Consider the following 24,185-nt stretch of genomic DNA (forward strand, 5'->3'; position numbering starts at 1 on the left):
CCCGAAGGGGCTCAGCCGTGCAGCGTCTCCCGCCAGTAGTGGCAGGCGCTGCGCCGGCCCGGCAGCTCGGCGCCCTCCTCGTCCACCACCGGTACCAGCGGCGGTAGTTCGGTCAGGCAGCGGTCCTGCACCCGGTCGCAGCGCGGGTTGAACGCGCAGCCCTGCGGGATCCGCAGCAGGTTGGGCGGCAGGCCCTTGATGGCGTGCAGGTCCTGGCCCTTCTGGTCCAGCCGCGGGATGGAGTCCAGCAGGCCCCGGGTGTACGGGTGGGCCGGGCGCGCGTACAGCTCGTGCACCGGCGCGGTCTCGACGATCCGGCCCGCGTACATCACCGCGATCTTGTCGGCCACGTCGGCGACCACGCCCAGGTCGTGGGTGATCAGGATCAGGCCCATGTTGAACTCGGCCTGGAGGTCGGCCAGCAGGTCCATCACCTGGGCCTGCACCGTGACGTCCAACGCGGTGGTCGGCTCGTCCGCGATGATCAGTTCGGGCTCCAGGGAGAGCGCCATGGCGATCATGATGCGCTGGCGCATGCCGCCGGAGAACTGGTGCGGGAAGTCGCCGACCCGCTGCCGGGCGGCGGGTATGCGCACCCGCTCCATCAGGTCCACGGCCCGTTCCCGGGCCTCCTTGCGGGAGAGCCCCTGGTGCACCCGGAACATCTCGCCCAGCTGGTAGCCCACGCTGAGCACCGGGTTGAGGGCGGACAACGCGTCCTGGAAGATCATCGCGATCCGCTGGCCCCGGACGGCCCGCCGGGCCTTGGGGTTCATGGTCAGCAGGTCCTCACCCCGGAACATGATCCGCCCCGCGGTGATCCTTCCCGGTGGCACGTCCAGGATGCCCATGACCGCCTGCGCGGTCACCGACTTGCCGGAGCCGGACTCCCCCAGCACCGCCAGCGTCTCCCCCGCCGACACCGAGTAGCTCACCCCGTTGACGGCCCTGGCGACGCCGTCCTGGGTGTGGAACTCGATGTGCAGGTCCTCGACCTCCAGCAACGGGGTCCCGGGCTCCAGGCTCGACCGGCCGCCGCCGATCACCTCCACCGCGTCCATGTGAGCAGCCCTCCTCAGCACAGCAGCGACCATCGATAGGCGCCTTGCAACTATCAATGACCGACGCGCACTTGGGGAGGGCACGGCAGATCTCGGTTCCATCACGGCGCAACACGGGGCGCGCCCCCGTTCCGAGGACGCGCCCTGGGGACGGCGCAGTCAGTCGCCGTTCTGTCCGTTCTCGCGCTCCGCCGCACTCTGCCCGATCTCGCGCTCCGCCGCACTCTGCCCGATCTCGCGCTCCGCCGCGAAGTGACAAGCCGAGTCGTGGAAGGCCGCGTCCCGCAGCCAGCTCGGCGAGGCGAGCAGCGGAACCTCCACCGCGCAGCGCTCCTGCGCCTTCCAGCAGCGGGTGCGGAACCGGCAGCCGGACGGCGGGTTGGCCGGCGAGGGCACGTCCCCGGTGAGCACGATCCGGTCCCGCGACTCGCGCGCCGTCGGGTCCGGTACCGGTACGGCCGACAGCAGCGCCTGGGTGTACGGGTGGGTCGCGTGGTCGTAGATCTCCTCGTCGCTGCCGATCTCGACCATCTTCCCCAGGTACATCACACCGACCCGGTCGGAGATGTGCCGGACGATGGAGAGGTCGTGCGCGATGAACATGTACGACAGGTTGAACTCGCCCTGCAGCTGCTCCAGCAGGTTGATCACCTGCGCCTGCACCGACACGTCCAGCGCCGAGACCGGCTCGTCGCAGATGATGACCTCCGGTTTGAGCGCCAACCCCCGGGCGATGCCGATGCGTTGACGCTGACCGCCGGAGAACTGGTGCGGGTACCGGTTGATGTACTCGGGGTTGAGCCCGACCACGTCCAGCAGGTCCTGGACGGCCTTGCGGCGGTCGCCCTTGGGCGCCACCTCGGGGTGGATCTCGAAGGGCTCCCCGATGATGTCGCCGACCGTCATGCGCGGGTTCAGCGAGGTGTACGGGTCCTGGAACACCATCTGGATGTTGCGCCGGACGGCCTTCAGCGCGGACCCGGACAGCCGGGAGATCTCCTCCCCCTTGTACCGGACCGAGCCGCCGGTGGCCGGCTCCAGGTTCATCAGCACCTTGGCCAGCGTGGACTTCCCGCAGCCGGACTCGCCGACGATGCCGAGCGTCTCACCCTGCATCAGGTCGAAGCTGACCCCGTCGACGGCCTTGACCGCGCCGACCTGCCGTTTGAACAGCACGCCCTTGGTGAGCGGGAAGTGCTTGACCAGGTCCCGGACTTCGAGGATCGGCTCGCCGCGCGGAACCTCCTGGTCGAACGCGACCTCCTCCGGCACCACCGCGCCCAGCGCGCTGGACCCGTTGGCGGCGGCCCTGCCGGCGCCGGCTCCGTCAACGGTCATGGAGGGTCTCCTTCCAGAAGAAGCAGGCGCTGCCGCGCCCCTCCAGCGGCGTGCCGTCCTCCTCGGCGACCGGGAACAGCTCCGGCACCTCGGCCCGGCAGATGTCCTGCGCCCGGGGGCAGCGCGGGTTGAAGGCACAGCCCCTGGGGATCCGCAGCAGGTTGGGCGGCAGGCCCTTGATCGCGTAGAGCTCCTGGCCCTTCTGGTCCAGCCGCGGGATGGAGTCCAGCAGGCCCCGGGTGTACGGGTGGGCCGGGCGCGCGTACAGCTCGTGCACCGGCGCGGTCTCGACGATCCGGCCCGCGTACATCACCGCGATCTTGTCGGCCACGTCGGCGACCACGCCCAGGTCGTGGGTGATGAGGATCAGACCCATGTGGAACTCGGCCTGGAGTTCGGCCAGCAGGTCCATCACCTGGGCCTGGACGGTCACGTCCAGCGCGGTGGTCGGCTCGTCGGCGATGATCAGGTCCGGTTCCAGGGCCAGGGCCATGGCGATCATGATGCGCTGGCGCATGCCGCCGGAGAACTGGTGCGGGTAGTCGTTCACCCGCTGCTTGGCCGCCGGGATGCGCACCCGCTCCATCAGCTCGACGGCCTTCGCCCTGGCCTCCGCCCGGGAGGCCCCCTGGTGGGCCCGGAACATCTCGCCGAGCTGGAAGCCCACGCTGAGCACCGGGTTGAGGGCGGACAACGCGTCCTGGAAGATCATCGCGATCTTCCGGCCGCGGATCCTCCGCCGCTCGTCCTTGCCCATCCTCAGCATGTCCTGGCCGCGGTAGCGGATCTCGCCGCGCGGGATCCGGGCCGGCGGCATGTCCAGGATGCCCATGATCGCCTGCGCGGTCACCGACTTGCCGGAGCCGGACTCGCCCAGCACCGCCAGCGTCTCCCCGGCCCGGACGCTGTAGTTGACCCCGTTGACGGCCCTGGCCACGCCGTCCCGGGTGACGAACTCGACGTGCAGGTCCCGCACGTCGAGCAGCGGCCCCTCGTACGGCGTCTCCCGCTCGCGTTCGGTGCTGTCCACAGCTGTAGTCACGATGCGCTCCCCTCGCTCAGCGAAGCTTCGGGTCGAGGGCGTCGCGCACCGCGTCGCCCAGCATGATGAAGGCCAGCACGGTGACGGAGAGCGCCGCGGCCGGGAAGAACAGCACGTACGGCGCCGTGCGGATCACCTTCTGGGCGGAGGAGATGTCGATGCCCCAGGAGATGGTCGGGTCCTGCAGGCCGATGCCGAGGAAGCTCAGCGTCGCCTCGGTGGCGATGTAGCCGCCGAGCGCGATGGTGGCGACCACGATCACCGGGGCGATCGCATTCGGCAGGATGTGCCGGAACATCAGCCGTCCGGTCCCGGCGCCGAGCGCCCGGCCGGCCACCACGTAGTCGGCCTGCTTGACGGTCAGCACCGCGCCGCGCATGACGCGGGCGATCTGGGTCCAGCCGAGCACGCCCAGCGCGATGACCACGCTCCACACCGTGCGGGTCGAGAAGGCGTTCAGCAGCACCAGGGAGCCGAGCAGCAGCGGGATGCCGAAGAAGATGTCGGTGATCCGGGAGATCACCGCGTCCACGGCGCCGCCGAAGTACCCGGCGATCATGCCGGTCAGCCCGCCGAGCACGGTGACCGTGGCGGTCACGAAGATGCCGACGGTGATCGAGGCGCGGGCACCGAAGATGACCCTGGCGTAGATGGAGCGGCCCTGCGCGTCGTAGCCGAACCAGCCGGTCCCGAAGATGTCGCCCCAGTCCGGCCGCCGCAGGTAGTCGTGCACCAGGTCGGCCTTGCGCGGGTCGGCGTCGGTGAACGCCCCGGGGAAGATCGCCATGATGACGAGCAGCAGGATCAGCACCGCCGAGATCAGGAAGATCGGCCGCCGGCGCAGGTCCCGCCAGGCGTCGCCCCAGAGGCTGCGGGCCTCCTCCCGCTTCTCGACGTCCCGCTCGACCAGGGTCTCCCGCTCGACCGCCATGCCCTGCTCCCCGGCATAGTCGAGGCGCGAGACGCCGGGCTTGGGGTGCGGCTCGTACGAGTCCTCGTCATGGATGTCAGGCATAGCGGATCCTCGGGTCCAGGACCGCGTAGAGCAGGTCGACGAGCAGGCTGGCGACCAGGTAGACGATCACCAGGACGGTCACGATGCCGACCACGGTGGGGCCTTCCTTCGTGTTGATCGCCCGGTACAGGACGTTGCCGATGCCCTGCACGTTGAAGATGCCCTCGGTGACGATCGCGCCGCCCATCAGCGCGCCGAGGTCGGTGCCGAGGAAGGTGACCACCGGGATCAGCGAGTTGCGCAGCAGGTGGCGCAGGATGATGGTGCGCCGGGGAAGGCCCTTGGCGACGGCCGTGCGCATGTAGTCGGCCCGCAGGTTCTCGCCGATCGAGGTCCGGGTGAGCCGGGCCACGTAGGCGAGCGACAGCGAACCCAACACCACGGCAGGCAGTACGAGTTGGGAGAGGTCGTAGCTGTTCTGCACGGTCGGGGTGACCCAGCCGAGGTTGGTGGCGAAGACCGTCTGCGCGATGTACGCCAGCACGAAGACCGGGATCGAGATCACCACCAGGGTCAGCACGAGCACCAGGGTGTCCTGGATGCTGCCGCGCTTCAGCCCGGAGACCAGGCCGAGGGCGAGGCCCAGGATCATCTCGAAGACGAAGGCCAGCAGCGCCAGCCGGATGGTGACCGGGAAGGCGTTGGCCATGATGTCGGAGACCGGGCGCCCGGTGAAGCTGGTGCCGAAGTCGCCCTGGAAGAGGTTCCCCATGTAGTGCAGGTACTGCTTCCAGACCGGCTGGTCCAGGAAGTACTTGTGCTTGATGCTGGCCACCACGGCCGGGTCGGCGGCCTTCTCGCCGAACAGCGCGACCACCGGGTCACCCGGCAGCGTGTAGACCATCACGAAGATCAGCAGCGTGGTGCCGAAGAACACCGGAATCATCTGCAGCACCCGCCGCAGCACGTAACTGCCCATCCGAGCCTCCTTCCTACGTTCCGGCCGGCCGGGCCGGTGGTGCGGGCCCGCCGGGCGGGCCGCAGGAGATCAGCCCTTGACCTCGACCTGGGTCCAGGCCGGGTTTCCGAAGGAGTCGAACTTCACGTTCTGCACCTTGCTCGAGTAGCCCGAGTTGGTGCGGTAGTACCAGAGCGGGAGGGCCGGCATGCCGCTCGGCAGCACGGCCTCGGCCTGCTGGTAGCCGGTCACCGTGTCGGCGACGCTGGCGGCCTCGTCGGCCTTGGTGGCCGCGTCGTCGAACTGCGGGTTGCTGTAGCCGAAGTCGTTGGAGGCGGCGCCGGTGCGGTACACGTCGGACAGGAAGTTGGCGTTCAGCGGGTAGTCCTGCACCCAGCCGGTGCGGAAGGCGCCGTCGAGCTGGTGCGTGGTGATCGCCGCGCGCGCGGTCTTGAAGTCCGGCTTCGGGTCGCCCAGGCAGTCGACGCCGGTGTTCTGCCGGATCGAGTTGCAGACCGCGTCGACCCACTCCTTGTGGCCGCCGTCCGCGTTGTAGGTGATCAGCAGCTTGTTGCCGGGGACGCCGCCGCCCTCCTGGATCAGCTGCTTGGCCTTGGCCGGGTCGAACTTGCAGAAGTCGCCGCAGGCGCCCTCCTTGTAGCCCTCGACGCCCTCGGCCACCCAGGCGGTGGCCGGCTTGCGGGAGCCCTGCAGCACGGTCTTGGTGATGGTGTCGCGGTCGATCGCCATCGACAGGCCCTGACGCACCTTGGCCTTGTCCGGGGAGGACCAGTCGGCCTGGTAGAGCGTGAAGCCGATGTTCTGGATCGCGCCCTGCGGGGCGTCGATGGCCCGGTCGCCGAGGTCGTTCTTGTACGTCGCCAGCGCGGACGGCGGCACCTGGTCCATCACGTCCAGGTTGTTGGACTGCAGGTCCGCGTAGGCGGCCTCGGACGTGGTGTACATCTTGAAGACGATGCCGCCGTTCTTCGGCTTGTCCACGCCCTGGTAGTCCGGGAAGGTCTTGGTGGCCACCTCGGTGTTGTGGGACCAGCTGACGAACTGGTACGGCCCGTTGCCCACCGGCTTCTGCCCGAACCCGGTCGGGTCCTTGAAGAAGCCGTCCGGCAGCGGTGAGAAGGCGATGTAGCCGAGCTTGTACTCGAAGTACGAGACCTTGTGGCGCAGCTTGACGGTGAAGTGCAGGTCGTCGGTGACGGTCAGTCCGGACATCTTGTCCGCGGTGGGCTTCCCGCTGGTCGGGTGGACGTCCTGGTAGCCCTCGATGTCGTCGAACCAGGAGCTGTTGATCTGGGCGTTGGCCGGGTTGGCCGCCCAGTTCCAAGCGTCCACGAAGTTCTTGGCGTGCACCGGGGTGCCGTCGTGGAACTTCCAGCCGTCCTTCAGGGTGACGTTGAAGGTCTGCGAGTCGCTGGTGTCGATCTTGTCCGCGACCTGCATCCGGATCTTCGCGGTGCTGGGGTCGTAGTCCACCAGCCCCTTGAAGAGGTTCTGGATGATGCGACCGCCGCCGACCTCGTTCGCGTTGGCGGGCTGCAGCGGGTTCTGCGGCTCACTGCTCTGGTAGCTGAAGGTCTTGGTGGCGTTCGACGAGCTGGTGCCACCTCCTCCTCCGCCGCCGCCGCCGCACCCGGTGGCCACCAGGACCACGGACGTCGCAGCGGCGAGGACCAGGCGAGCACGGGCAGCTACGGGCATGGAGGTCCCTCCTCATGGGTGTGTGTCGCATCACACCCCATGAGAAGCGCGCCTCGACGACGGCGCGAGTCGGGTGCACCCGGACGGGTGCCGTAACCCCGTGCGGGGTTGACGCGGCGCCGGATCGGCGCAGCGCCGGATCAACGCAGCGCCGGATCAACGCAGCGCCGGATCAACGCAGCGCTGAATTGACAGAAATGCCGGAAGGGCCCGCGGCCGGAGCCGCGGACCCTTCCTGGGACGCCGGGGGAGGTCAGGCCGCGGCCGACTCCCGGACCTCGGCGAAGTGGCAGGCCGACTCGTGGGCGGCCGGGCCCTCCAGCGTGGTCGGGATCGCCAGCAGCGGGACCTCCTCCGCGCAGCGGTCCTCCGCCTTCCAGCAGCGGGTGCGGAAGCGGCAGCCCGACGGCGGGTTGGCCGGCGAGGGGATGTCGCCGCTGAGGATGATCCGGTCCCGCGACTCGCGCGCCGCCGGGTCCGGCACCGGCACCGCGGACAGCAGCGCCTGGGTGTACGGGTGGGTGGCGTTGTCGTAGATCTGCTCGTCAGTGCCGATCTCGACCATCTTGCCCAGGTACATCACGCCGACGCGGTCGGAGATGTGCCGGACGATGGAGAGGTCGTGCGCGATGAACATGTACGACAGGCCGAAGTCGCCCTGCAGCTGCTCCAGCAGGTTGATCACCTGCGCCTGCACCGACACGTCCAGCGCCGAGACCGGCTCGTCGCAGATGATGATCTCGGGCTTGAGCGCGAGACCGCGGGCGATGCCGATGCGCTGGCGCTGACCGCCGGAGAACTGGTGCGGGTACCGGTTGATGTACTCCGGGTTCAGACCCACGACGTCCAGCAGGTCCTGGACGGCCTTGCGGCGGTCGCCCTTGGGCGCCACCTCGGGGTGGATCTCGAAGGGCTCCCCGATGATGTCGCCGACCGTCATGCGCGGGTTCAGCGAGGTGTACGGGTCCTGGAACACCATCTGGATGTTCCGGCGGACGGCCTTGAGGGCCGAGCCGTTCAGCTTGGAGATGTCCTCGCCCTTGAACAGCACCTGGCCGGAGGTGGCCCGCTCCAGGTTCATCAGCACCTTGGCCAGCGTGGACTTGCCACAGCCGGACTCGCCGACGATGCCGAGCGTCTCACCCTTCTTCAGGTCGAAGCTGATGCCGTCGACGGCCTTGACCGCGCCGACCTGCTTCTTGAACAGGATGCCCTGGGTCAGCGGGTAGTGCTTGACCAGGTCCTTGACCTCCAGGATGTTCTCAGCCATGGAGGGTCTCCTTCCAAAGGTGGCACGCGCTGCGGCGGCCGGTGAGCTCCTCGCCGTCCTTGCCGGTCACCTGGTGCAACGCCGGGATCTCCGTGCGGCACAGGTCGGTGGCGACATCGCAGCGGGGGTTGAACGCGCAGCCGGCCGGGACCTTCAGCAGGTTCGGGGGCAGGCCCTTGATCGCGTAGAGCTCCTGGCCCTTCTGGTCCAGGCGCGGGATCGAGCGGAGCAGGCCCTTGGTGTACGGGTGCGCGGGGTTCGCGTACAGCTCGTGCACCGGGGCGGTCTCGACGATCCGGCCCGCGTACATCACGGCGATCTTGTCCGCGACGTCGGCGACCACGCCGAGGTCGTGGGTGATCAGGATCAGACCCATGTTGTACTCGGCCTGCAGCTCCGCGAGCAGGTCCATCACCTGGGCCTGGACAGTGACGTCCAGGGCGGTGGTGGGCTCGTCGGCGATGATCAGGTCGGGCTGCAGCGACAGCGCCATGGCGATCATGATGCGCTGGCGCATGCCGCCGGAGAACTGGTGCGGGTAGTCGTTCACCCGCTGCTTGGCAGCGGGGATGCGCACCCGGTCCATCAGCTCGATGGCCTTGGCCTTCGCCTCGGCCTTGGAGGCGCCCTGGTGCACCCGGAACATCTCGCCGAGCTGGTAGCCCACGCTGAGCACGGGGTTGAGGGCGGACAGTGCGTCCTGGAAGATCATCGCGATCTTCCGGCCGCGGATCTTCCGCCGCTCCTCGTTGCTCATCTTGAGCATGTCCTGGCCGCGGAACAGGATCTCGCCCTGGGTCACCTTGCCCGGAGGCATGTCCAGGATGCCCATGATGGTCTGCGCCGTCACGGACTTGCCGGAGCCGGACTCGCCGAGCACGGCGAGGGTCTCGCCGGCCGCGACGGAGTAGTTGACGCCGTTCACGGCCTTGGCGATCCCGTCCCGGGTGTGGAACTCCACGTGGAGGTCCTTGACCTCCAGGAGCGGGGTTCCGACTTCGAGACGGTCACTCTGCTGGTTGTTCTCGATCACGGTGGTCATCGGGTCGTCACCTCTTCTCTCAGCGGAGCTTCGGGTCGAGGGCGTCGCGCACCGCGTCGCCGAGCATGATGAAGGCCAGCACGGTCAGGCTCAGCATGCCGGCGGGGAAGAACAGGGCGAACGGCGCCGTGCGGATCACCTTCTGGGCCGAGTTGATGTCGATGCCCCAGGAGATGGTCGGGTCCTGCAGACCGATGCCGAGGAAGCTCAGCGTCGCCTCGGTGGCGATGTAACCGCCGAGCGCGATGGTCGCGACCACGATCACCGGGGCGATCGCGTTCGGCAGGATGTGCTTGAACAGGATGCGGTTGGTGCCGGCGCCGAGCGCCTTGGCGGCGGTCACGAAGTCGGACTGCTTGATCGTGATCACCGAACCGCGCATGACACGGGTCATCTGGGTCCAGCCCAGGGCGACCAGCGCGAAGACGACGCTCCAGACCGTGCGCGAGGTGAAGGCGTTCAGGATCACCAGCGAGCCGAGCAGCAGCGGGATGCCGAAGAAGATGTCGGTGATGCGGGAGATGAGCGTGTCGATCCAGCCGCCGAAGTAGCCGGCGATCATGCCGGTGATGCCGCCGAGGATGGTCACGCCGAGGGTCACGCAGATGCCGACCACGACCGAGGCGCGGGCGCCGTAGATGACGCGGGCGTAGATGCTGCGACCCTGGAGGTCGTAACCGAACCAGTCCCCCTCGAAGAAGTGGGTGTAGTTCGGCTTCGTCAGGTAGTGCAGGCGCAGGTCACCGGCCCGCGGGTCCACCGAGGTGAACAGGCCGGGGGCGATCGCGATGACCACCAGCAGCAGGATGAGCAGCGCGGAGATCACGAAGATCGGCTTGCGACGCAGGTCGTGCCAGGCGTCGGAGCCGAGGCTGCGGGCCTTCTCCGGCTTGGCGGCCACGGCGGCCGCGGTGCTCTGGGCCGGGATCTCCTCGGCCGTCTTCTTCTCGGTCAGGTCAGGCATAACGGATCCTCGGGTCCAGGACCGCGTAAAGCAGGTCGACGATCAGGCCGGCGGCCAGGTACACGATCACCAGGAAGGCGACGAAACCGGAGACCGTCGCACTCTCCTTCAGGTTGATCGCGTGGTACAGCGCGTTACCGACACCCTTGACGTTGAAGATGCCCTCGGTGACGATCGCGCCACCCATCAGGGCGCCGAGGTCGGTGCCGAGGAAGGTGACCACCGGAATCATCGAGTTGCGCAGCAGGTGGGTGCCGATGACCTTCCGGCGCGGCAGGCCCTTGGCCACCGCGGTGCGGACGTAGTCGGCCTTGATGTTCTCGGCTATGGAGGTACGGGTGAGGCGCGCGACGTAGGCCAGCGACAGCGAGCCGAGCACGAAGGCCGGCAGCACCAGCTGGGTGATGTCGTTCGAGTCCTGGACGGTCGGCGTAACCCACTTGAGGTTGTTCGCGAAGATCGTCTGGAAGATGAAGCCCAGCACCGGGACCGGGATCGAGATCAGCAGCAGGGTCAGGATCAGAGTGCCCTTGTCGAACGCCTTGCCGCGGCGCAGACCGGAGAACAGGCCGATGGTGACGCCCAGCACGATCTCGATGGCGAACGCGAACAGCGCGAGCCGGATGGTGACCGGCAGCGCCTCGGTGATCTTGTCGATCACCGGCCGCCCGTCCAGACCGGTGCCGAAGTTGCCGACGAGCAGCTTGCCCATGTAGTCGGTGTACTGACCGATCAGCGGCTTGTCGAAGCCCTGCTGGTGCCTCAGAGCGGCGAGCTGCACCGGATCCGGCGCCTTGTCGCCCCACATCGCTGCCACCGGGTCACCCGGCAGCGCGTGCACCATGAAAAAGATGAGTGCGGTCGTTCCGAGGAACACCGGGATCATCTGGAGCAGTCGCCTCGCGACAAAGCGCCCCATCGTGCCTCCATGTATGACTCTGCCGGGCCCGTCAACCCGGCCAGAGATAAGTCGGCGTGCCAACGGCCGGTGCCAGTCCTCGCCCTTGTGGGGATGGGACGGGCACCGGCCGTTGTCACCGGGTCAGGCGGTGCCGACCGATTACTTCTTCTTGACCTCGACGTCGGTGTAGACCGGGTCGCCGAAGGAGTTGAACTTCACGTTCTGGACGTTGTTGGAGTAGCCGGAGTTGGTCTTGTAGTACCAGAGCGGGATGGCCGGCATGTCCTTGGCCAGAACGGCCTCGGCCTGCTGGTACAGGTCCGCGGTCTTCTCGACCGAGGTGGCCGCGTCCGCGTCGTGGGACAGCTTGTCGAACTCCGGGTTCGAGTAGCCGGCGTCGTTCGCGGCGGCACCCGTTCCGTAGACGTCACGCAGGAAGTTGGCGTTCAGCGGGTAGTCCTGCACCCAGCCGGTACGCATCATGCTGGGGACCTGCTTCTTCGTGATGATGTCACGAGAGGTCTTGAAGTCCGGCTTCGGGTCGCCGAGGCACTCGACGCCGGTGGCCTGGCGGATCGAGTTGCAGACCGCGTCCACCCACTCCTTGTGACCACCGTCGGAGTTGTAGAGGATGGTGATCTTGTTGCCGGGGACGCCGCCACCGTCCTGGATCAGCTGCTTGGCCTTGGCCGGGTCGTACTTGCAGGCGTCGCCGCAGGTACCGGCCTTGTAGCCCATGACGCCCGGCGCCACGAACGAGTCGGCGGGCTGACGGCTGTTGTTCAGCACGGTCTTGGTGATGGTGTCGCGGTCGATCGCCATCGACAGGCCCTGGCGGACCTTGGCCTTGGCCGGGTCACTCCAGTCCGTGTTGTACATCGCGAACGAGATGTTCTGGATCGCACCCTGCGCCTGGTCGACGGCGCGCTTGCCCAGGTCGTCCTTGTACTTCGGCAGGTCGGTCGAGTCGACCTGGTCCAGGACGTCCAGCGTGTCGGACATCAGGTCCTTGTACGCGGCCTCGGGCGAGGTGTAGTTGCGGAAGACGATCCCGCCGTTCTTCGCCTTGTTGCTGCCCGTGTACTTGTCGTAGGCGGCCAGGGTGACGGCCTTGTTGTGCTCCCACGAGACGAACTTGTAGGGGCCGTTGCCGACCGGCTTCTCGCCGTAGCCCTTGGGGTCGGTGAAGAACCCGGTGGGCAGCGGGAAGAAGGCCGAGTAGCCCAGCTTGTACGTGAAGTACGAGACGGGGGCCGTCAGTTCGATGGTGAAGTGGGTGTCGTCGACGACCTTCAGGCCGGACATCTCCTTGGCGGTCGGGTCGCCCTTGTCCGGGTGGACGGCGTCGTAGCCCGCGATGTCGGAGAACCAGTCCGAGTTGATCTGGTTGTTCGCCGGGTTGGCCGACCAGTTCCAGGAGTCCACGAAGGACTTGGCGGTGACCGGGGTGCCGTCGTGGAAGGTCCAGCCGGACTTCAGGGTGACGGTGTAGTTCTTGGCGTCGGTGGTCTCGATCTTGTCGGCCACCTGGTTGCGCAGGGCACCGGTCGCGGGGTCGTAGTCGACCAGGCCCGTGAAGAGCTGCTTGACGATACGGCCGCCCTGGTTCTCCATGGCGTTGGCCGGCTGCAGCGGGCGCTGGGGCTCGGCGCTCTGGTAGCTGAAGACGCCCGCGGGGTTGACCGCGGCGCCGTCCGAGCTCCCACCGGAGGAGTCGCTGCTGCCACTGCTGCTACAAGCAGTCGCGGCGAGCGCGACAGCAACCGCTGCGACAACCCACTTGGCCTGGCTCACACCACGCATCGGTGTGCCTCCTGAATTCGACGTTGCGACGGGGATGGCACCACGGAACGGTTGTCACCGGGCCCGCAATGCCGTCCACGCTCGTGGTTTCGGCGCGCACCCCTGCGCGTTCACCCTTGACCCGAGCCTGACTGGCTCCACTATCCGTCACGCACGGACACGAAAGTGACCAGTGACGATCTCAATTAGGTCACATGAACAGTCGGTAAGTTTCGAAAACCGGACATTTGAGACATAGCCAGACAGGTACCAAACGGACAGTCGTCATGCATGACGAACCGTCGCGTCCGCTCAGCGGACACTCGGGTGTGATGAGCGTTATTCCGTTAATACCGGCCCCGACAACTTGGAGTAGTTGAAAAAGTTCGCCCCCCTCTCCAATCGGAAAGGGGGGCGAAACAATCCGGCCAATGGCCGTTCAGTGCGTCCGGATCACGCCTTCTTGGCGCGCGAGGCGGTACGTCCGCGGTCCTTCTGGTCCAGGACGACCTTACGGATGCGAACCGTCTCCGGGGTCACCTCGATGCACTCGTCCTCGCGGCAGAACTCCAGCGACTGCTCCAGCGAGAGCTTGCGCGGCGGGACGATCGACTCGGCCACGTCGGCGGTCGAGGACCGCATGTTGGTGAGCTTCTTCTCCTTGGTGATGTTCACGTCCATGTCGTCGGAGCGCGAGTTCTCACCGACGATCATGCCCTCGTACACCTCGGTGCCCGGCTCGCAGAAGAGCACGCCGCGCTCCTGCAGGTTGGTCATCGCGAAGGCGGTGACCACACCGGCGCGGTCGGCGACCAGCGAACCGTTGTTGCGGGTGGTCAGCTGGCCGAACCACGGCTCGTGGCCCTCGTGGATCGAGTGCGCGATGCCGGTGCCGCGGGTGTTGGTGAGGAACTCGGTCCGGAAGCCGATCAGGCCGCGGGACGGCACGACGAACTCCATCCGGACCCAGCCCGAGCCGTGGTTGGACATGTTGTCCATCCGGCCCTTGCGGACGCCCATGAGCTGGGTGACGGCACCCATGTGCTCCTCGGGGACGTCCACGGTGAGGCGCTCGACCGGCTCGTGGGTCTTGCCGTTGACCTCCTTGGTGACCACCTGCGGCTTGCCGACGGTCAGCTCGAAGCCCTCGCGGCGCATGGTCTCGATCAGGATGGCCAGCGCCAGCTCACCGCGGCCCTGCACCTCCCAGGCGTCCGGGCGCTCGGTGTCCAGCACGCGCAGCGAGACGTTACCGATCAGCTCGCGGTCCAGGCGGTCCTTCACCTGGCGGGCGGTGACCTTGCGGTCCACCTTGGCGCCGGACTTGGCGTCCGCGCCCTTGCCGCTGCCGCCACGGCCGACCAGCGGGGAGGTGTTGGTGCCGATGGTCATCGAGATGGCCGGCTCGTCGACCGTGATCAGCGGCAGCGCGATCGGGTTCTCGGTGTCGGCCAGGGTCTCGCCGATCATGATGTCGGAGATGCCGGCGACGGCGCAGATGTCACCGGGGCCCGCCACCTCGGCCGGCTTGCGGGTGAGCGCCTCGGTCATCAGCAGCTCGGAGATGCGGACGTTCTGGATCGAGCCGTCGCGCTTGATCCAGGCCACGGTCTGGCCCTTGCGCAGCTCGCCCTGCTCGACGCGCAGCAGCGCGATGCGGCCGAGGAAGTTGTCGGCGTCCAGGTTGGTGACGTGGGCCTGGAGCGGCGCGCCCTCGTCGAAGCTGGGGGCCGGGACGTGCTCCAGCAGGGTGGAGAAGAACGGCTCCAGGTTGGTGCTGTCCGCGGGAACGGTGCCGTTCTCCGGCTTGGTCAGCGAGGCGACGCCGTCACGGGCGCAGGCGTAGACGATCGGGAACTCGATCTGCTCCTCGTCCGCGTCCAGGTCCAGGAACAGGTCGTAGGTCTCGTTGATGACCTCGTCGATCCGGGAGTCCGGACGGTCCGTCTTGTTGATGCACAGGATGACGGGCAGGCGCTGGGCGAGCGCCTTGCGCAGCACGAAGCGGGTCTGCGGCAGCGGGCCCTCGGAGGCGTCGACGAGCAGCACGACCGCGTCCACCATCGACAGACCGCGCTCGACCTCGCCACCGAAGTCGGCGTGGCCCGGGGTGTCGATGATGTTGATGGTGATCGGCGCGCCACCGTCCTTGGGGTGGTACTTGACCGCGGTGTTCTTCGCGAGAATGGTGATGCCCTTCTCGCGCTCCAGGTCGTTCGAGTCCATCATGCGGTCGTCGAGCTGCTGGTGGGCGGCGAAGGCGCCGGCCTGCTTCAGCATGGCGTCGACCAGCGTGGTCTTGCCGTGGTCGACGTGGGCGACGATAGCGACGTTACGGATGTCGTTGCGCGTGGGCATGCCTAGCGGATTCTCCCGGAATCGTGGGTTACGGCGCCCGGCCGCGAGACGCGCACTTGCGGCCCCTGTCGGCCGCCGCCACCCGTTCGCCTGCTACTACCGGTCCACCCGCCGGGCATATGGACATGCCTCGGCTTCCTCCTATCGTACGGGGAAGCACCCAGGTGGGCGGAAACGAGCAGGTCGGGCGGGACCAAGATCACAGCTGGGTCACGAACTCTTCACCCTGCGGCCAGGCTCCGACACTCTTCCGTTCGTGATCAGACGCTTCCGCCCCTCGCCGTCCCAGCTCTGCTACGTCGCCGGGGCGTACGGCCTGTTCCTGGCCGTCCTCGGCGGGCTCCCCGCCTCGACCGTGCTCGGCTGCCTCATCGGCACCGTGGTGGGCCGGGAACCGCTCGGCGATCTCTGGTTCCTGTCCACCCACCGGCTCTTCGGAGGCCGGCTGTTCTGCGCCTCGTACGGCAAGGGACCGACGCTCTGGCGCGGCGTGATCGCCGGGGTACCGGTCGAACTGCGGCTGTGGCCGACGAAGGGCGGCTACCTGCCCTGGGCGATGCTGCGCGTCCGCGCCCAGCGCCTGCGCCTGTTGCTCTGCGCGGCCGCGCTGCTCGGCCTCCACGCGGGGCTCGGCGCCTGGCTGGCCACGTCCTGCACCGGACCGGCCCAGGGCGTCGGGTTCGGCCTGCTGTTCAGTTTCGTCGTGGTCACGCTGGTCGCCGGGGCAACGGCGAGCAACTCGCTCTGGGCCGTGTTCGCCCTGCTCTTCCGGCCGTGGGCCCTGGTGAACGACTTCTGGTCGCCGACCGCCGTGGCTGCCGAACGGCTCCTGGTCCGGAGCCGTATCGCCGAAGCCCACGCGCTGCTGGACGAATCCGCCCTCGCGCCGGTCGAGCGCGTCACGGCCGCCGCGGTCGCCCTGGCCCAGGGCCGCTACCGGGACGCCAGGCGCCTCGCGGAGCAGGTCCCGTCGTCCCAGAGCCAGATCGCGCAACTCATCATCGGGATGGCCGTGGTCGGCCGCACCGATCGCGAAGGGACCACCCCCGACCGGGTCAGTGAGCTGAAGGCCGCCCTCCGCCCGTTCTTCCTGGACGACCGGACGCTGCTCCGGCGGTTCCTCCCCGCTGCCGACCTCGCCCGCTTCCAGGGCGACCCCGAGGCCGCCGTTCGCGCCGCCCGCCGCCGCCGGTTCGACCACCACTTCACGCTCTGGCCCGCCCTGGCCTCCTGCAGCCTGGCCGCGGCCCTCATCGCAGCCGGGCGGGCGGACGAGGCCCGCAAGGCGCTCGTCCAGGCCCGCGAGGAGTGCCCCGAGCTGGCCCGGATCGCCGACGTCGAGCGCCTGCTGGAGCCGAGGCCCGCCGAGCTCTAGCGGCTCCAGCCGACGTCCTGGAACCGGGGCCACCCGAAGCCCCAGGCGCCGACCCCGGCCACCCCGGTCCGCACACCCACCAGATCCGGCCGCTGGTAGAGCGGCACCGAGTGCCCGAGCTGCCAGATCCGCACGTCCGCCTCCTGCAGCAGGTCCAGCCGGGCCGCCGGGTCGAGTTCGGCGGCCGCCCGGTCGAACAGCCGGTCGATCTCCTCGGTGCCGCTGCGGCCGTAGTTGGTGCCCGGGTCGGGCGTGCCGCCGGCGTCCGGCCGGGGCTTGGCGTAGGCGGGGCGCTGCTCGGCCGCCGGGCTGGGGCCGGCCGGCCAGGAGAACAGGGCGAGGTCGTAGTCCCCGGCCGCGAGGTGGTCCTTGACGAAGGTCTCGGCGGGCGCGGCCTGCGCCTTCACCGCGATGCCGGACTCGGCGAGGGAGGCGGTGAGCGCGTCGGCGGTGCGCTTGGCGGTCGCCGAGCCGGCCGGGACGAGCAGGGTGAGGGTGAGCTCCTTGCCGTCCTTGACCCGGGTGCCGCCGTTCGGCCGCTTCCAGCCCGCCTCGTCCAGCAGTTCAGTGGCGTCCGCCGGGCCGACCGCGGCGCTGTTGTCGCGGTAGCCCTCCTGGTCCCCGGCGAGCAGGTGGCTGCCGAGCGGGGCGCCGGGCAGCCCCAGCGGGCCGAGCGCGGCGTCGGCGATCCGCCGCCGGTCGACCGCCCGGGCCAGCGCCCGCCGGACCGCCGGATCGGTGAGCGGGCCTCGGGCGGCGTTGACGGTGAGCTCGGTGAGCGAGGCGGCGGCGGCCCGGTGCACGGTGATCCCGGGCAGCGACTCGGCCCGCCGCAGCGCCTGAGCCGCCGCCTCGGGCGCTGCGGCGTCCGCGGCGGCGGGCGGGGCGGGCGGGGCGGCCGGACCGGTACCCGCCGAGGGGCTGGCCGTGGGGGCGGCCGGCACCGCCCGGTCCACCGCCACGGTCAGCGGGGCGACGTCCAGCCGGTCCTGGTCCAGCGCGTCCAACCGCTGCTCGGGCGGCGTGGCCAGGAAGTCGATCCGGTCGGTCTTCGGCAGGTCCCCCCACCAGAGCTGGTTGCTCACCAGGGTGACCCGTCCGCCCTTCGCGTCGTACCGGGAGACGGTGTACGGCCCGGCGCTCAGGTGGCCGCTGCCGGTGAGCGCCCGGTTGAAGGCCGTCGCCGTGGAGGTCTCGGCGGCCGGGTAGAGCGGTCCGAACAGCGCGCGCCACTCGGCGTACGGCCGCCGGAAGGTCACCTTGACCTCGTACGGGTCGGCGCCCTGGGCGATCGACTCGATGGCGTCGTACCCGGCCGGGTGTGCGCTCCGGTAGGCCGGGTCCTGCCCGGACAGGGCGGCCCGCTGGGCGGTGAGGTCGGCGACCGTCAGCGGGGTGCCGTCGCTCCAGACGGCGTGCGGGTTGAGCCGGTAGGTGACCACCTGCGGCTGCTGCCCGGGCGGGGTGGACTCGGCGGCGGCCAGGTAGTCCGGGTCGGGGACGAGCCGCCCGCGCTCGTCGGGCCGGAACAGCGAGGGGTACAGCGCGTGGGCGAGCAGCGCCGAGTCGGCGTTCGCGTCGCTCTGGTAGACGTTCAGCGTGGTCGGCACGCCGTCCACCGCCCAGCGCAACGAGCCGCCGTTCTCGACGTCGGTGCGATCGGCGGGCCGGACGTCCCCCGTGGTGGCGGTGGGGTCGGCCGAGGCCGGCGCGGGCTCGGCGGTATGGGCCGGGGCCGGGCTGTCGGAGCAGCCGCCGAGGCCGGCGGAGAGCAGCAGCGCGATGGCTGCGGCGGTGAGCTGGCGGACGCGCATGGCGGCCATGGAACGCCGCCCGGACGGCCCGACCCGCGCCGACACGGCGGGCAGCCGGGCGACTGCACCCGTACGGCCCAGCCCTACGGCCTCACCGCCCCTACAGCGCCAGCTCGAACCAGACGATCTTGCCCTTGGGCGTGCGTCGGCTGCCCCAGCGTTCGGCCAGCAGGCTGACCAACTGCAGGCCGCGCCCGCCCTCGTCGGTCTCCTGGGCGCGCCGCTGCCGGGGCTGGGCGTAGCCGTCGTCCCAGACCTCGCAGACCATGGTGCGCTCGCGCAGCAGCCGCAGCCGGATCTCGCCCCGCCCGTGCTTGAGCGCGTTCGTGACCAGCTCGCTGACCAGCAGTTCGGTGGTGTCGACCAGTTCCTCCAGGCCCCGGGAGAGCAGCCAGCTGCAGGCCAGCTCGCGGGCCTTGGCGACCGAGGTGGGCTCGGGGGGCAGGAACCAGTTGCCGACGGCGTCCTCGGGGAACGCGTGCACCTTGGCCATCAGCAGGGCGATGTCGTCCTCGCCGTGGTGCGGGTTGAGCTCGCCGAGGACGTGGTCGCAGAGGTCCTCCAGGGCCTTGCCCTCGGCTGAGAGCGCGGCCCGGAAGGCACGAAGGCCCTCGTCCAGCTGGTGCTTGCGGCTCTCCACCAGGCCGTCGGTGTAGAGGCCGAGCACGGCGCCGTCCGGGAGGTCCACCTCGACCTCCTCGAAGGGCTCTCCGCCGACGCCGAGCGGCAGGCCGGGCGGCACGTCGAGCATCCGGGCGCCCTCGCCGGGGGTGAGCAGCACGGGCGGCAGGTGGCCGGCGTTGGCGATCCAGCAGCGCCGGGTGACGGCGTCGTAGACCGCGTAGACGCAGGTCGCCAGGTAGACCTCGCGGGCCTCCTCGTCGGCGGTCGAGGTGAGCCGGCCGTACGGGGTGGGCGGGCCGGCCGGGACGGAGTCGTCGCCGAGGCCGCGGGCGATCTCGTCCAGCGCGGTGAGCACCTCGCCGGGCTCCAGGTCGAGCATCGCCAGGGTCCGGACGGCGGTGCGCAGCTGCCCCATGGCGACGGCGGCGCGCAGGCCCCGGCCCATCACGTCGCCGATGACCAGGGCGGTGCGGTTGCCGGGCAGCGGGATGACGTCGAACCAGTCGCCGCCGACCTCGGTGTTGTTGTTGCTGGGCAGGTAGCGGCAGGCGATCTCCAGGCCGCTGGCGGCCGGGTTGCCCGGGGGCAGCAGGCTGCGCTGGAGGATCAGCGCGCGTTCGTGCTCGCGGCGGTAGAGCCGGGCGTTGTCGATGCAGACGGCGGCACGGGCGACAAGCTCCTCGGCGATGGCCACGTCGCGGGCGTCGAAGGGCTCGCTGCCGATCGCCCGGGAGAGCTGGACCAGTCCGAGCACCTGGTCGCGGGCGACCAGCGGGACGATCAGGGTGGAGCGCAGCAGCGGGTCGCGGCCGGGCTCGGGGACGACGCTGCGGCCGGTGCGCAGTGCCCGGGCGTGCGGGGAGCGGCGCGGGTAACAGAGGGTGCCGCCGGCCTCGGCGATCGGCAGGCCGGTGACCGAGCCGAGCACCGAGGAGGCACCGCCGATCACGCTGGAGACGGCGACCCGGCGCAGTTCGCCGCTGCCGTCGGTGAGCACGGTGTCGCCGGGCCGGCCGGCGCTGGGGACGGTCTCGCCGGAGAGCAGCGCGGTGTAGAGGTCGACGGTGGCGAGGTCGCAGAACGGCGGGACGACGACGTCGAGGAGTTCCTTGGCGGTGGTCTCCAGGTCGAGGGTGGAGCCGATGTGCGCGCTGGCCTCGTTGAGCAGGGCGAGGTTGCGGCGCACGCCGTCGGCCTCGCGCTCGGCGACGTGCCGGCTGGTGACGTCGGAGACCTGCCCGGCCACGCCCATCGGCTGCCCGGCCGAGCCGTTCAGCCGGTACAGCGAGACGGCCCAGAGCCGGTTGCCCTCGCGGGTCGGGACGGCACTGTGGAAGCGCAGGTCGAAGACGGGTTCGCCGGTGGCGAGGACCTTGCGCAGGGCGGCCGCGAGCCGGTCGGCCTCGGAGGGCGGGAACAGGTCGTGCGGGGTGAGGCCCTCCAGGTCGGTGGGGACCAGGCCCATGCCGGAGGCGAAGGCGTCGTTGACCCGCTGGAGGCGCAGCCGGTCGTCGAAGAGCACGAAGCCGGTGGGCGTCTGGCCGAAGACGGCCTCGGAGGCGGCGAGGTCGGTCTCGATCCGGCGCAGTCGGCCGAGGTCGACGGCCAGGCAGGTGGCGCCCGCGGTGGGCAGGGCGCTGTCCGGCATCAGGTAGAGCTCGGCGAGGCCCTCTCCACCGGCGGCGTCCCGGTAGGGGGTCGTGCCGACCCACTCCTCGCCGGCCAGGGTCCGCTCCAGCCGGGCGCGGCCGCGCTGCCAGAGTTCTCGGGGCACGAAGGTGGAGACCGGGTCGGCGCCGACGGCCTCGGCGGCGGGGACGCCGAAGAACTCGGCGGCGCGCTCGCTCCACTGGCTGATCCGCCCGTCGGGGCCGATCGCGAAGGTGGCGACCCGGATGTAGTCGTAGATCGAGCCGGGGTCGCCGGCGCCCCAGGGGCGCTGCCCGGCGACGGGGTGGGCGCCGCGGCCCGGGCCCCCGGCCCCGGCGGCGGGCGGCGCCGCCGGTCCGGGCAGGTGCGCGGAGCCGGCCTGCCCGGGTACAGCGGCATGACCGCTGCTGCTCGGCGCGTTCCGCGCCGGTGTGCTGTTCAACGGACCGACCCCTCCAACCCGCGACCGTCCGGATGTCGAGAAGACCGAGTATTCATCATCGAGGGGTGCGTTCACACGCCCTCAACATCACAACATCAGATCGGGCGAAGGTTTTTGTCCTACCGCCCGCGCAACCACAATGCCACGTCCGCGCCCCCTTCCGGAGCGCGCGCTCCCCCCGGGCCCCTGCTGGCATATGCGGCACTGTTCTCCTGATGTTCTACTCGCGTCCCGTTCGGACCACGACCCGCCCGGCACTCGCACCCCTCGTTGATGAGCTCGCTACGCTCGTTCATCCGCCGGCAGCTCCAGCTCGAACCAGACCACCTTGCCGATCCCCTCGGCCCGGGCGCCCCAGTGCAGCGCCAACCGGTGGACCAGCTCCAGGCCCCGGCCGCCCTCGTCGGCCTCGGCCGCGTGCCGCTCCCGGGGCGGGTCGGGCAGCGGGTCGGAGATCTCGACCAGCAGTGTCTCACCGAGCGTCAGCCGGACCCCGATCGGGGCGCTGGCGTACCGGACAGCGTTCGTGACCAGCTCGCTGACCAACAGTTCGGCGGTGTCGGTGAGGTCCTCGACGCCCCACTCGGCGAGCGCGGCGCGGACCAGCCGACGGGCCCGGGAGACGGCGGTGGGCTCGGCGGGCAGGGTCCAGCCGGCCGTCGGGGTGCCGGCCTGGCCGTGCCCGAGCCGGGCCAGCAGCAGGGCGACGTCGTCCGGTTCGCGGCCCTGCTCCATGGTGTCGAGCACCGCCTCGCAGGCGGCCTGGATGGAGGCGTGCGGCTCCTGGAGCACGGTGATCAGCCGGCCGAGGCCGACGTCCAGGTCCTTGTCCCGGGACTCGACCAGGCCGTCGGTGCACAGCGCGAGCAGGCTGCCCTCGGGGATCTTCAGTTCGACGGATTCGAACGGAACGCCGCCCACACCGAGCGGGGCGCCGGAGGGCAGGTCGAGGATCCGGCCGGCGCCGCCGGGCAGCGGGCCGCCGGTGTGGGTCGGCTCCTCGGTGGTCTCCTCGCCCGGCACCACCAGCACCGGCGGGATGTGCCCGGCCTTGGCGACGGTCAGCATCGCCGTGCCCGGGTCGAAGACCGCGTAGACGCAGGTGGCCAGCAGCGCCTCGTCCGGGCCCTGGGCCAGGTCGTCGGCCAGCTCGTGGACGTGCCGCAGGAGCACGTCGGGCGGCAGGTCGAGGGCGGCCAGCACCCGGACGGCGGTGCGCAGCCGACCCATGGTGGCGGCGGCCCGCAGGCCGTGGCCCATCACGTCCCCGACCACCAGCGCGGTGCGATCGCCGGGCAGCGGGATGACGTCGAACCAGTCGCCGCCGACCTCGGTGCCGCTGCTGCCGGGCACGTATCGGTAGGCGACCTCGACGCCGGTGGGCTGCGGGACCTGCTGCGGGAGCAGGGTGCGCTGCAGGGTGAGCGCGGCGGTGCGCTCGCGGGCGTAGAGGCGGGCGTTGTCCAGCGAGCTGCCGGCCCGGTCGGCCAGTTCGACGGTGAAGGCCAGGTCGTCCCGGTCGAATCCCTCGCGGTAGCCGGCCCGGCTGACCAGCAGCAGGCCGATCACGATGCCGCGGGCGCGCAGCGGCACGACCAGCATCGAGTGCACGCCCAAGTCGTGGGCGGCCTGCGTCTTGGGGTCGCCGGGGTAGGTCACCTCGTCCAGCTGGTCGGCGCCGGAGAGCAGCTCGGGCACGCCGGTGCGCAGCACCCGGCCGCAGACGGAGTCCTCGGCGAAGGTGATCCGGGCGCCGCGCCGGAGCATCACCTCGACCTCGGGACCGTCCTGGACGGAGGCGGTGCCGAGCTGGAGCAGGGAGGTGCGCCGGTCGTGGCCGTGCCGGGGCAGGTCGTCACCGTGCGCAACGGCCTGGAGCAGGATCACCGCCGAGTGGTCGGTCAGCCGGGGGACCACGGAGCTGGCGAGTTCCTGGGCGATCCGGGAGGCGTCGAGCAGGTCACCGACCCGGGAGCCGAACTCGTTGAGCAGCGAGAGCCGACGCCGGGCGTGCTCGACCTTGGCGACCGCGCGGTAACGCTCGGTCACGTCCATCACGGTACCGGAGATGCCGAGCACCCGGCCGGAGCGGTCGGTCATCCGGCTGTAGGAGATCGAGCGGTAGCCGGGCCGGGTGGTGACCGGGGAGGCGAGGGTGACGTCGATGACCGGCTCGCCGGTGGCCAGCACCTGGCGCTGGATCGTGGTGATCTCGTCGGCGGCCCGCTCGGGCAGGGTCTCGCCGGTGGTGCGGCCGACGTGGTCCTCCAGGGCGACGCCGTTCAGCTCGGCGAGGGTCCGGTTGACGGCGGTGTAGCGCAGGTCGGTGTCCAGGATGGCGATGCCCAGCGGGGACTGCTCGAACAGCGCGTCGCGCACCGCGAGGTCCCGCTCGACGGCCCGGACGGCGGCCGCCTCGGCCATGTTGGACTGCAGGAACGGGGTGCCGTCGCCGTCCACCAGGAGGGAGATCCGGGCGTCCACGGTGACCGGCAGGCCGTCCCGGTCGCGCAGTTCGACGCTGCCCGCCCAGCGGCCGTGGTGCAGGGTGTCCCGGATCGCGGCCCGGATCCGGGCGACCTGCTCCTGGTCCGGGATCAGTTCGTCGATCCGGCGGCCGACCAGCAGCTCGCCCGGCCAGCCGAGCAGTTCCTCGGCCGCCGGGCTCCACAGCACCACCCGGCCCGCGGTGTCCAGGATCGCGTTGGCGACCTTGAGCATGTCCAGCAGACTGCCGTCGGTCGGCGCGCCCAGGCCCCGCGCGGCCTCGGCGGGCCCGCCGGGGAAGGGCCGGGCGGGGCGGCTGCGCGGGCCGGGCTGGGTGCCGGGCTCGGGGACGGCCGGGGTCGGCGCGAGCTGGACGGGCTGGGCAGACCGGGACGCCGCGAGA

Annotated in this window: 16 protein-coding genes; 1 reads left to right on the forward strand and 15 read right to left on the reverse strand. The window is 70.3% G+C overall.

Features of this window, described 5'->3' with window-relative positions:
• Window positions 1–11: 11 nt before the first annotated feature.
• The 12 genes from ACFQ87_RS31895 to typA form a co-directional block, all read right to left on the reverse strand.
• Complete coding sequence (locus ACFQ87_RS31895; RefSeq protein WP_380614345.1) at window positions 12–1,061, reverse strand: ABC transporter ATP-binding protein; 1,050 nt, start codon at window positions 1,059–1,061, stop codon at window positions 12–14.
• Between the two features lie 159 nt (window positions 1,062–1,220).
• Window positions 1,221–2,399 (reverse strand): ABC transporter ATP-binding protein, encoded by a 1,179-nt coding sequence (locus tag ACFQ87_RS31900; protein WP_380614346.1) that lies wholly within the window; start codon window positions 2,397–2,399, stop codon window positions 1,221–1,223.
• Window positions 2,389–3,441: an ABC transporter ATP-binding protein gene (locus ACFQ87_RS31905; protein ID WP_380614347.1), complete on the reverse strand. Its 1,053-nt coding sequence runs from the start codon at window positions 3,439–3,441 to the stop codon at window positions 2,389–2,391. Before ACFQ87_RS31905 ends, ACFQ87_RS31900 begins: the two co-directional genes overlap by 11 nt.
• A 16-nt stretch (window positions 3,442–3,457) precedes the next feature.
• The gene (locus ACFQ87_RS31910) at window positions 3,458–4,372 is read right to left on the reverse strand and encodes an ABC transporter permease (protein WP_380614360.1); all 915 of its coding nucleotides are present in this window, start codon (window positions 4,370–4,372) and stop codon (window positions 3,458–3,460) included.
• A 76-nt stretch (window positions 4,373–4,448) separates the two neighbouring features.
• Complete coding sequence (locus ACFQ87_RS31915; RefSeq protein WP_380614348.1) at window positions 4,449–5,375, reverse strand: ABC transporter permease; 927 nt, start codon at window positions 5,373–5,375, stop codon at window positions 4,449–4,451.
• A 69-nt stretch (window positions 5,376–5,444) separates the two neighbouring features.
• Window positions 5,445–7,073, reverse strand: coding sequence for an ABC transporter substrate-binding protein (locus tag ACFQ87_RS31920; protein WP_380614349.1), 1,629 nt, complete (start codon window positions 7,071–7,073; stop codon window positions 5,445–5,447).
• Between the two features lie 253 nt (window positions 7,074–7,326).
• Window positions 7,327–8,343, reverse strand: a complete 1,017-nt coding sequence (locus ACFQ87_RS31925; protein WP_380614350.1) for an ABC transporter ATP-binding protein — start codon at window positions 8,341–8,343, stop codon at window positions 7,327–7,329.
• Entirely contained in the window at window positions 8,336–9,385 is a 1,050-nt protein-coding gene (locus ACFQ87_RS31930) for an ABC transporter ATP-binding protein (protein ID WP_380614351.1), read from the reverse strand. Before ACFQ87_RS31930 ends, ACFQ87_RS31925 begins: the two co-directional genes overlap by 8 nt.
• 19 nt (window positions 9,386–9,404) lie before the next feature.
• Window positions 9,405–10,349 (reverse strand): ABC transporter permease, encoded by a 945-nt coding sequence (locus ACFQ87_RS31935; protein WP_380614352.1) that lies wholly within the window; start codon window positions 10,347–10,349, stop codon window positions 9,405–9,407.
• A complete protein-coding gene (locus ACFQ87_RS31940) occupies window positions 10,342–11,268 on the reverse strand; it encodes an ABC transporter permease (RefSeq protein ID WP_380614353.1) in 927 nt (308 codons plus the stop codon). Before ACFQ87_RS31940 ends, ACFQ87_RS31935 begins: the two co-directional genes overlap by 8 nt.
• A gap of 141 nt (window positions 11,269–11,409) precedes the next feature.
• The gene (locus ACFQ87_RS31945) at window positions 11,410–13,053 is read right to left on the reverse strand and encodes an ABC transporter substrate-binding protein (RefSeq protein WP_380614354.1); all 1,644 of its coding nucleotides are present in this window, start codon (window positions 13,051–13,053) and stop codon (window positions 11,410–11,412) included.
• A gap of 432 nt (window positions 13,054–13,485) precedes the next feature.
• Window positions 13,486–15,390 carry a translational GTPase TypA gene (typA, locus tag ACFQ87_RS31950; protein WP_380614355.1) on the reverse strand — a complete coding sequence of 635 codons (1,905 nt, stop codon included), beginning with the start codon at window positions 15,388–15,390 and terminating at the stop codon, window positions 13,486–13,488.
• Between the two features lie 256 nt (window positions 15,391–15,646).
• Here typA and ACFQ87_RS31955 point away from each other — a divergent pair, with 256 nt between their 5' ends.
• On the forward strand, window positions 15,647–16,765 hold the full coding sequence (locus ACFQ87_RS31955) for a hypothetical protein (RefSeq protein ID WP_380614356.1): 1,119 nt from the start codon (window positions 15,647–15,649) through the stop codon (window positions 16,763–16,765).
• On the opposite strand, the gene ACFQ87_RS31960 is transcribed toward ACFQ87_RS31955, so the two are convergent.
• The 3 genes from ACFQ87_RS31960 to ACFQ87_RS31970 all read right to left on the reverse strand — a co-directional run.
• Window positions 16,762–18,579, reverse strand: a complete 1,818-nt coding sequence (locus ACFQ87_RS31960; protein ID WP_380614357.1) for an ABC transporter family substrate-binding protein — start codon at window positions 18,577–18,579, stop codon at window positions 16,762–16,764. The two genes, ACFQ87_RS31955 and ACFQ87_RS31960, sit on opposite strands and share 4 nt — an antisense overlap.
• Window positions 18,580–18,679: 100 nt before the next feature.
• Window positions 18,680–21,295 (reverse strand): SpoIIE family protein phosphatase, encoded by a 2,616-nt coding sequence (locus ACFQ87_RS31965; RefSeq protein ID WP_380614358.1) that lies wholly within the window; start codon window positions 21,293–21,295, stop codon window positions 18,680–18,682.
• A 282-nt stretch (window positions 21,296–21,577) separates the two neighbouring features.
• Window positions 21,578–24,185 (reverse strand): SpoIIE family protein phosphatase (locus tag ACFQ87_RS31970; protein WP_380614359.1); only part of this gene is annotated, 2,608 nt, incomplete at its 5' end.

The sequence above is a fragment of the Kitasatospora sp. NPDC056531 genome, assembly GCF_042794375.1.
In the GTDB taxonomy this organism is placed as follows: Bacteria; Actinomycetota; Actinomycetes; order Streptomycetales; family Streptomycetaceae; genus Kitasatospora.

Excerpts from the sequence above, each read along its gene's own strand:
- ACFQ87_RS31895 (WP_380614345.1), bottom strand. The coding sequence starts at position 1,061 with ATGGACGCGGTGGAGGTGATCGGCGGCGGCCGGTCGAGCCTGGAGCCC.
- ACFQ87_RS31920 (WP_380614349.1), bottom strand. The coding sequence starts at position 7,073 with ATGCCCGTAGCTGCCCGTGCTCGCCTGGTCCTCGCCGCTGCGACGTCC.
- ACFQ87_RS31945 (WP_380614354.1), bottom strand. The coding sequence starts at position 13,053 with ATGCGTGGTGTGAGCCAGGCCAAGTGGGTTGTCGCAGCGGTTGCTGTC.
- ACFQ87_RS31900 (WP_380614346.1), bottom strand. The coding sequence starts at position 2,399 with ATGACCGTTGACGGAGCCGGCGCCGGCAGGGCCGCCGCCAACGGGTCC.
- ACFQ87_RS31925 (WP_380614350.1), bottom strand. The coding sequence starts at position 8,343 with ATGGCTGAGAACATCCTGGAGGTCAAGGACCTGGTCAAGCACTACCCG.
- ACFQ87_RS31930 (WP_380614351.1), bottom strand. The coding sequence starts at position 9,385 with ATGACCACCGTGATCGAGAACAACCAGCAGAGTGACCGTCTCGAAGTC.
- ACFQ87_RS31940 (WP_380614353.1), bottom strand. The coding sequence starts at position 11,268 with ATGGGGCGCTTTGTCGCGAGGCGACTGCTCCAGATGATCCCGGTGTTC.
- ACFQ87_RS31910 (WP_380614360.1), bottom strand. The coding sequence starts at position 4,372 with ATGGCGGTCGAGCGGGAGACCCTGGTCGAGCGGGACGTCGAGAAGCGG.
- typA (WP_380614355.1), bottom strand. The coding sequence starts at position 15,390 with ATGCCCACGCGCAACGACATCCGTAACGTCGCTATCGTCGCCCACGTC.
- ACFQ87_RS31935 (WP_380614352.1), bottom strand. The coding sequence starts at position 10,349 with ATGCCTGACCTGACCGAGAAGAAGACGGCCGAGGAGATCCCGGCCCAG.
- ACFQ87_RS31960 (WP_380614357.1), bottom strand. The coding sequence starts at position 18,579 with ATGCGCGTCCGCCAGCTCACCGCCGCAGCCATCGCGCTGCTGCTCTCC.
- ACFQ87_RS31915 (WP_380614348.1), bottom strand. The coding sequence starts at position 5,375 with ATGGGCAGTTACGTGCTGCGGCGGGTGCTGCAGATGATTCCGGTGTTC.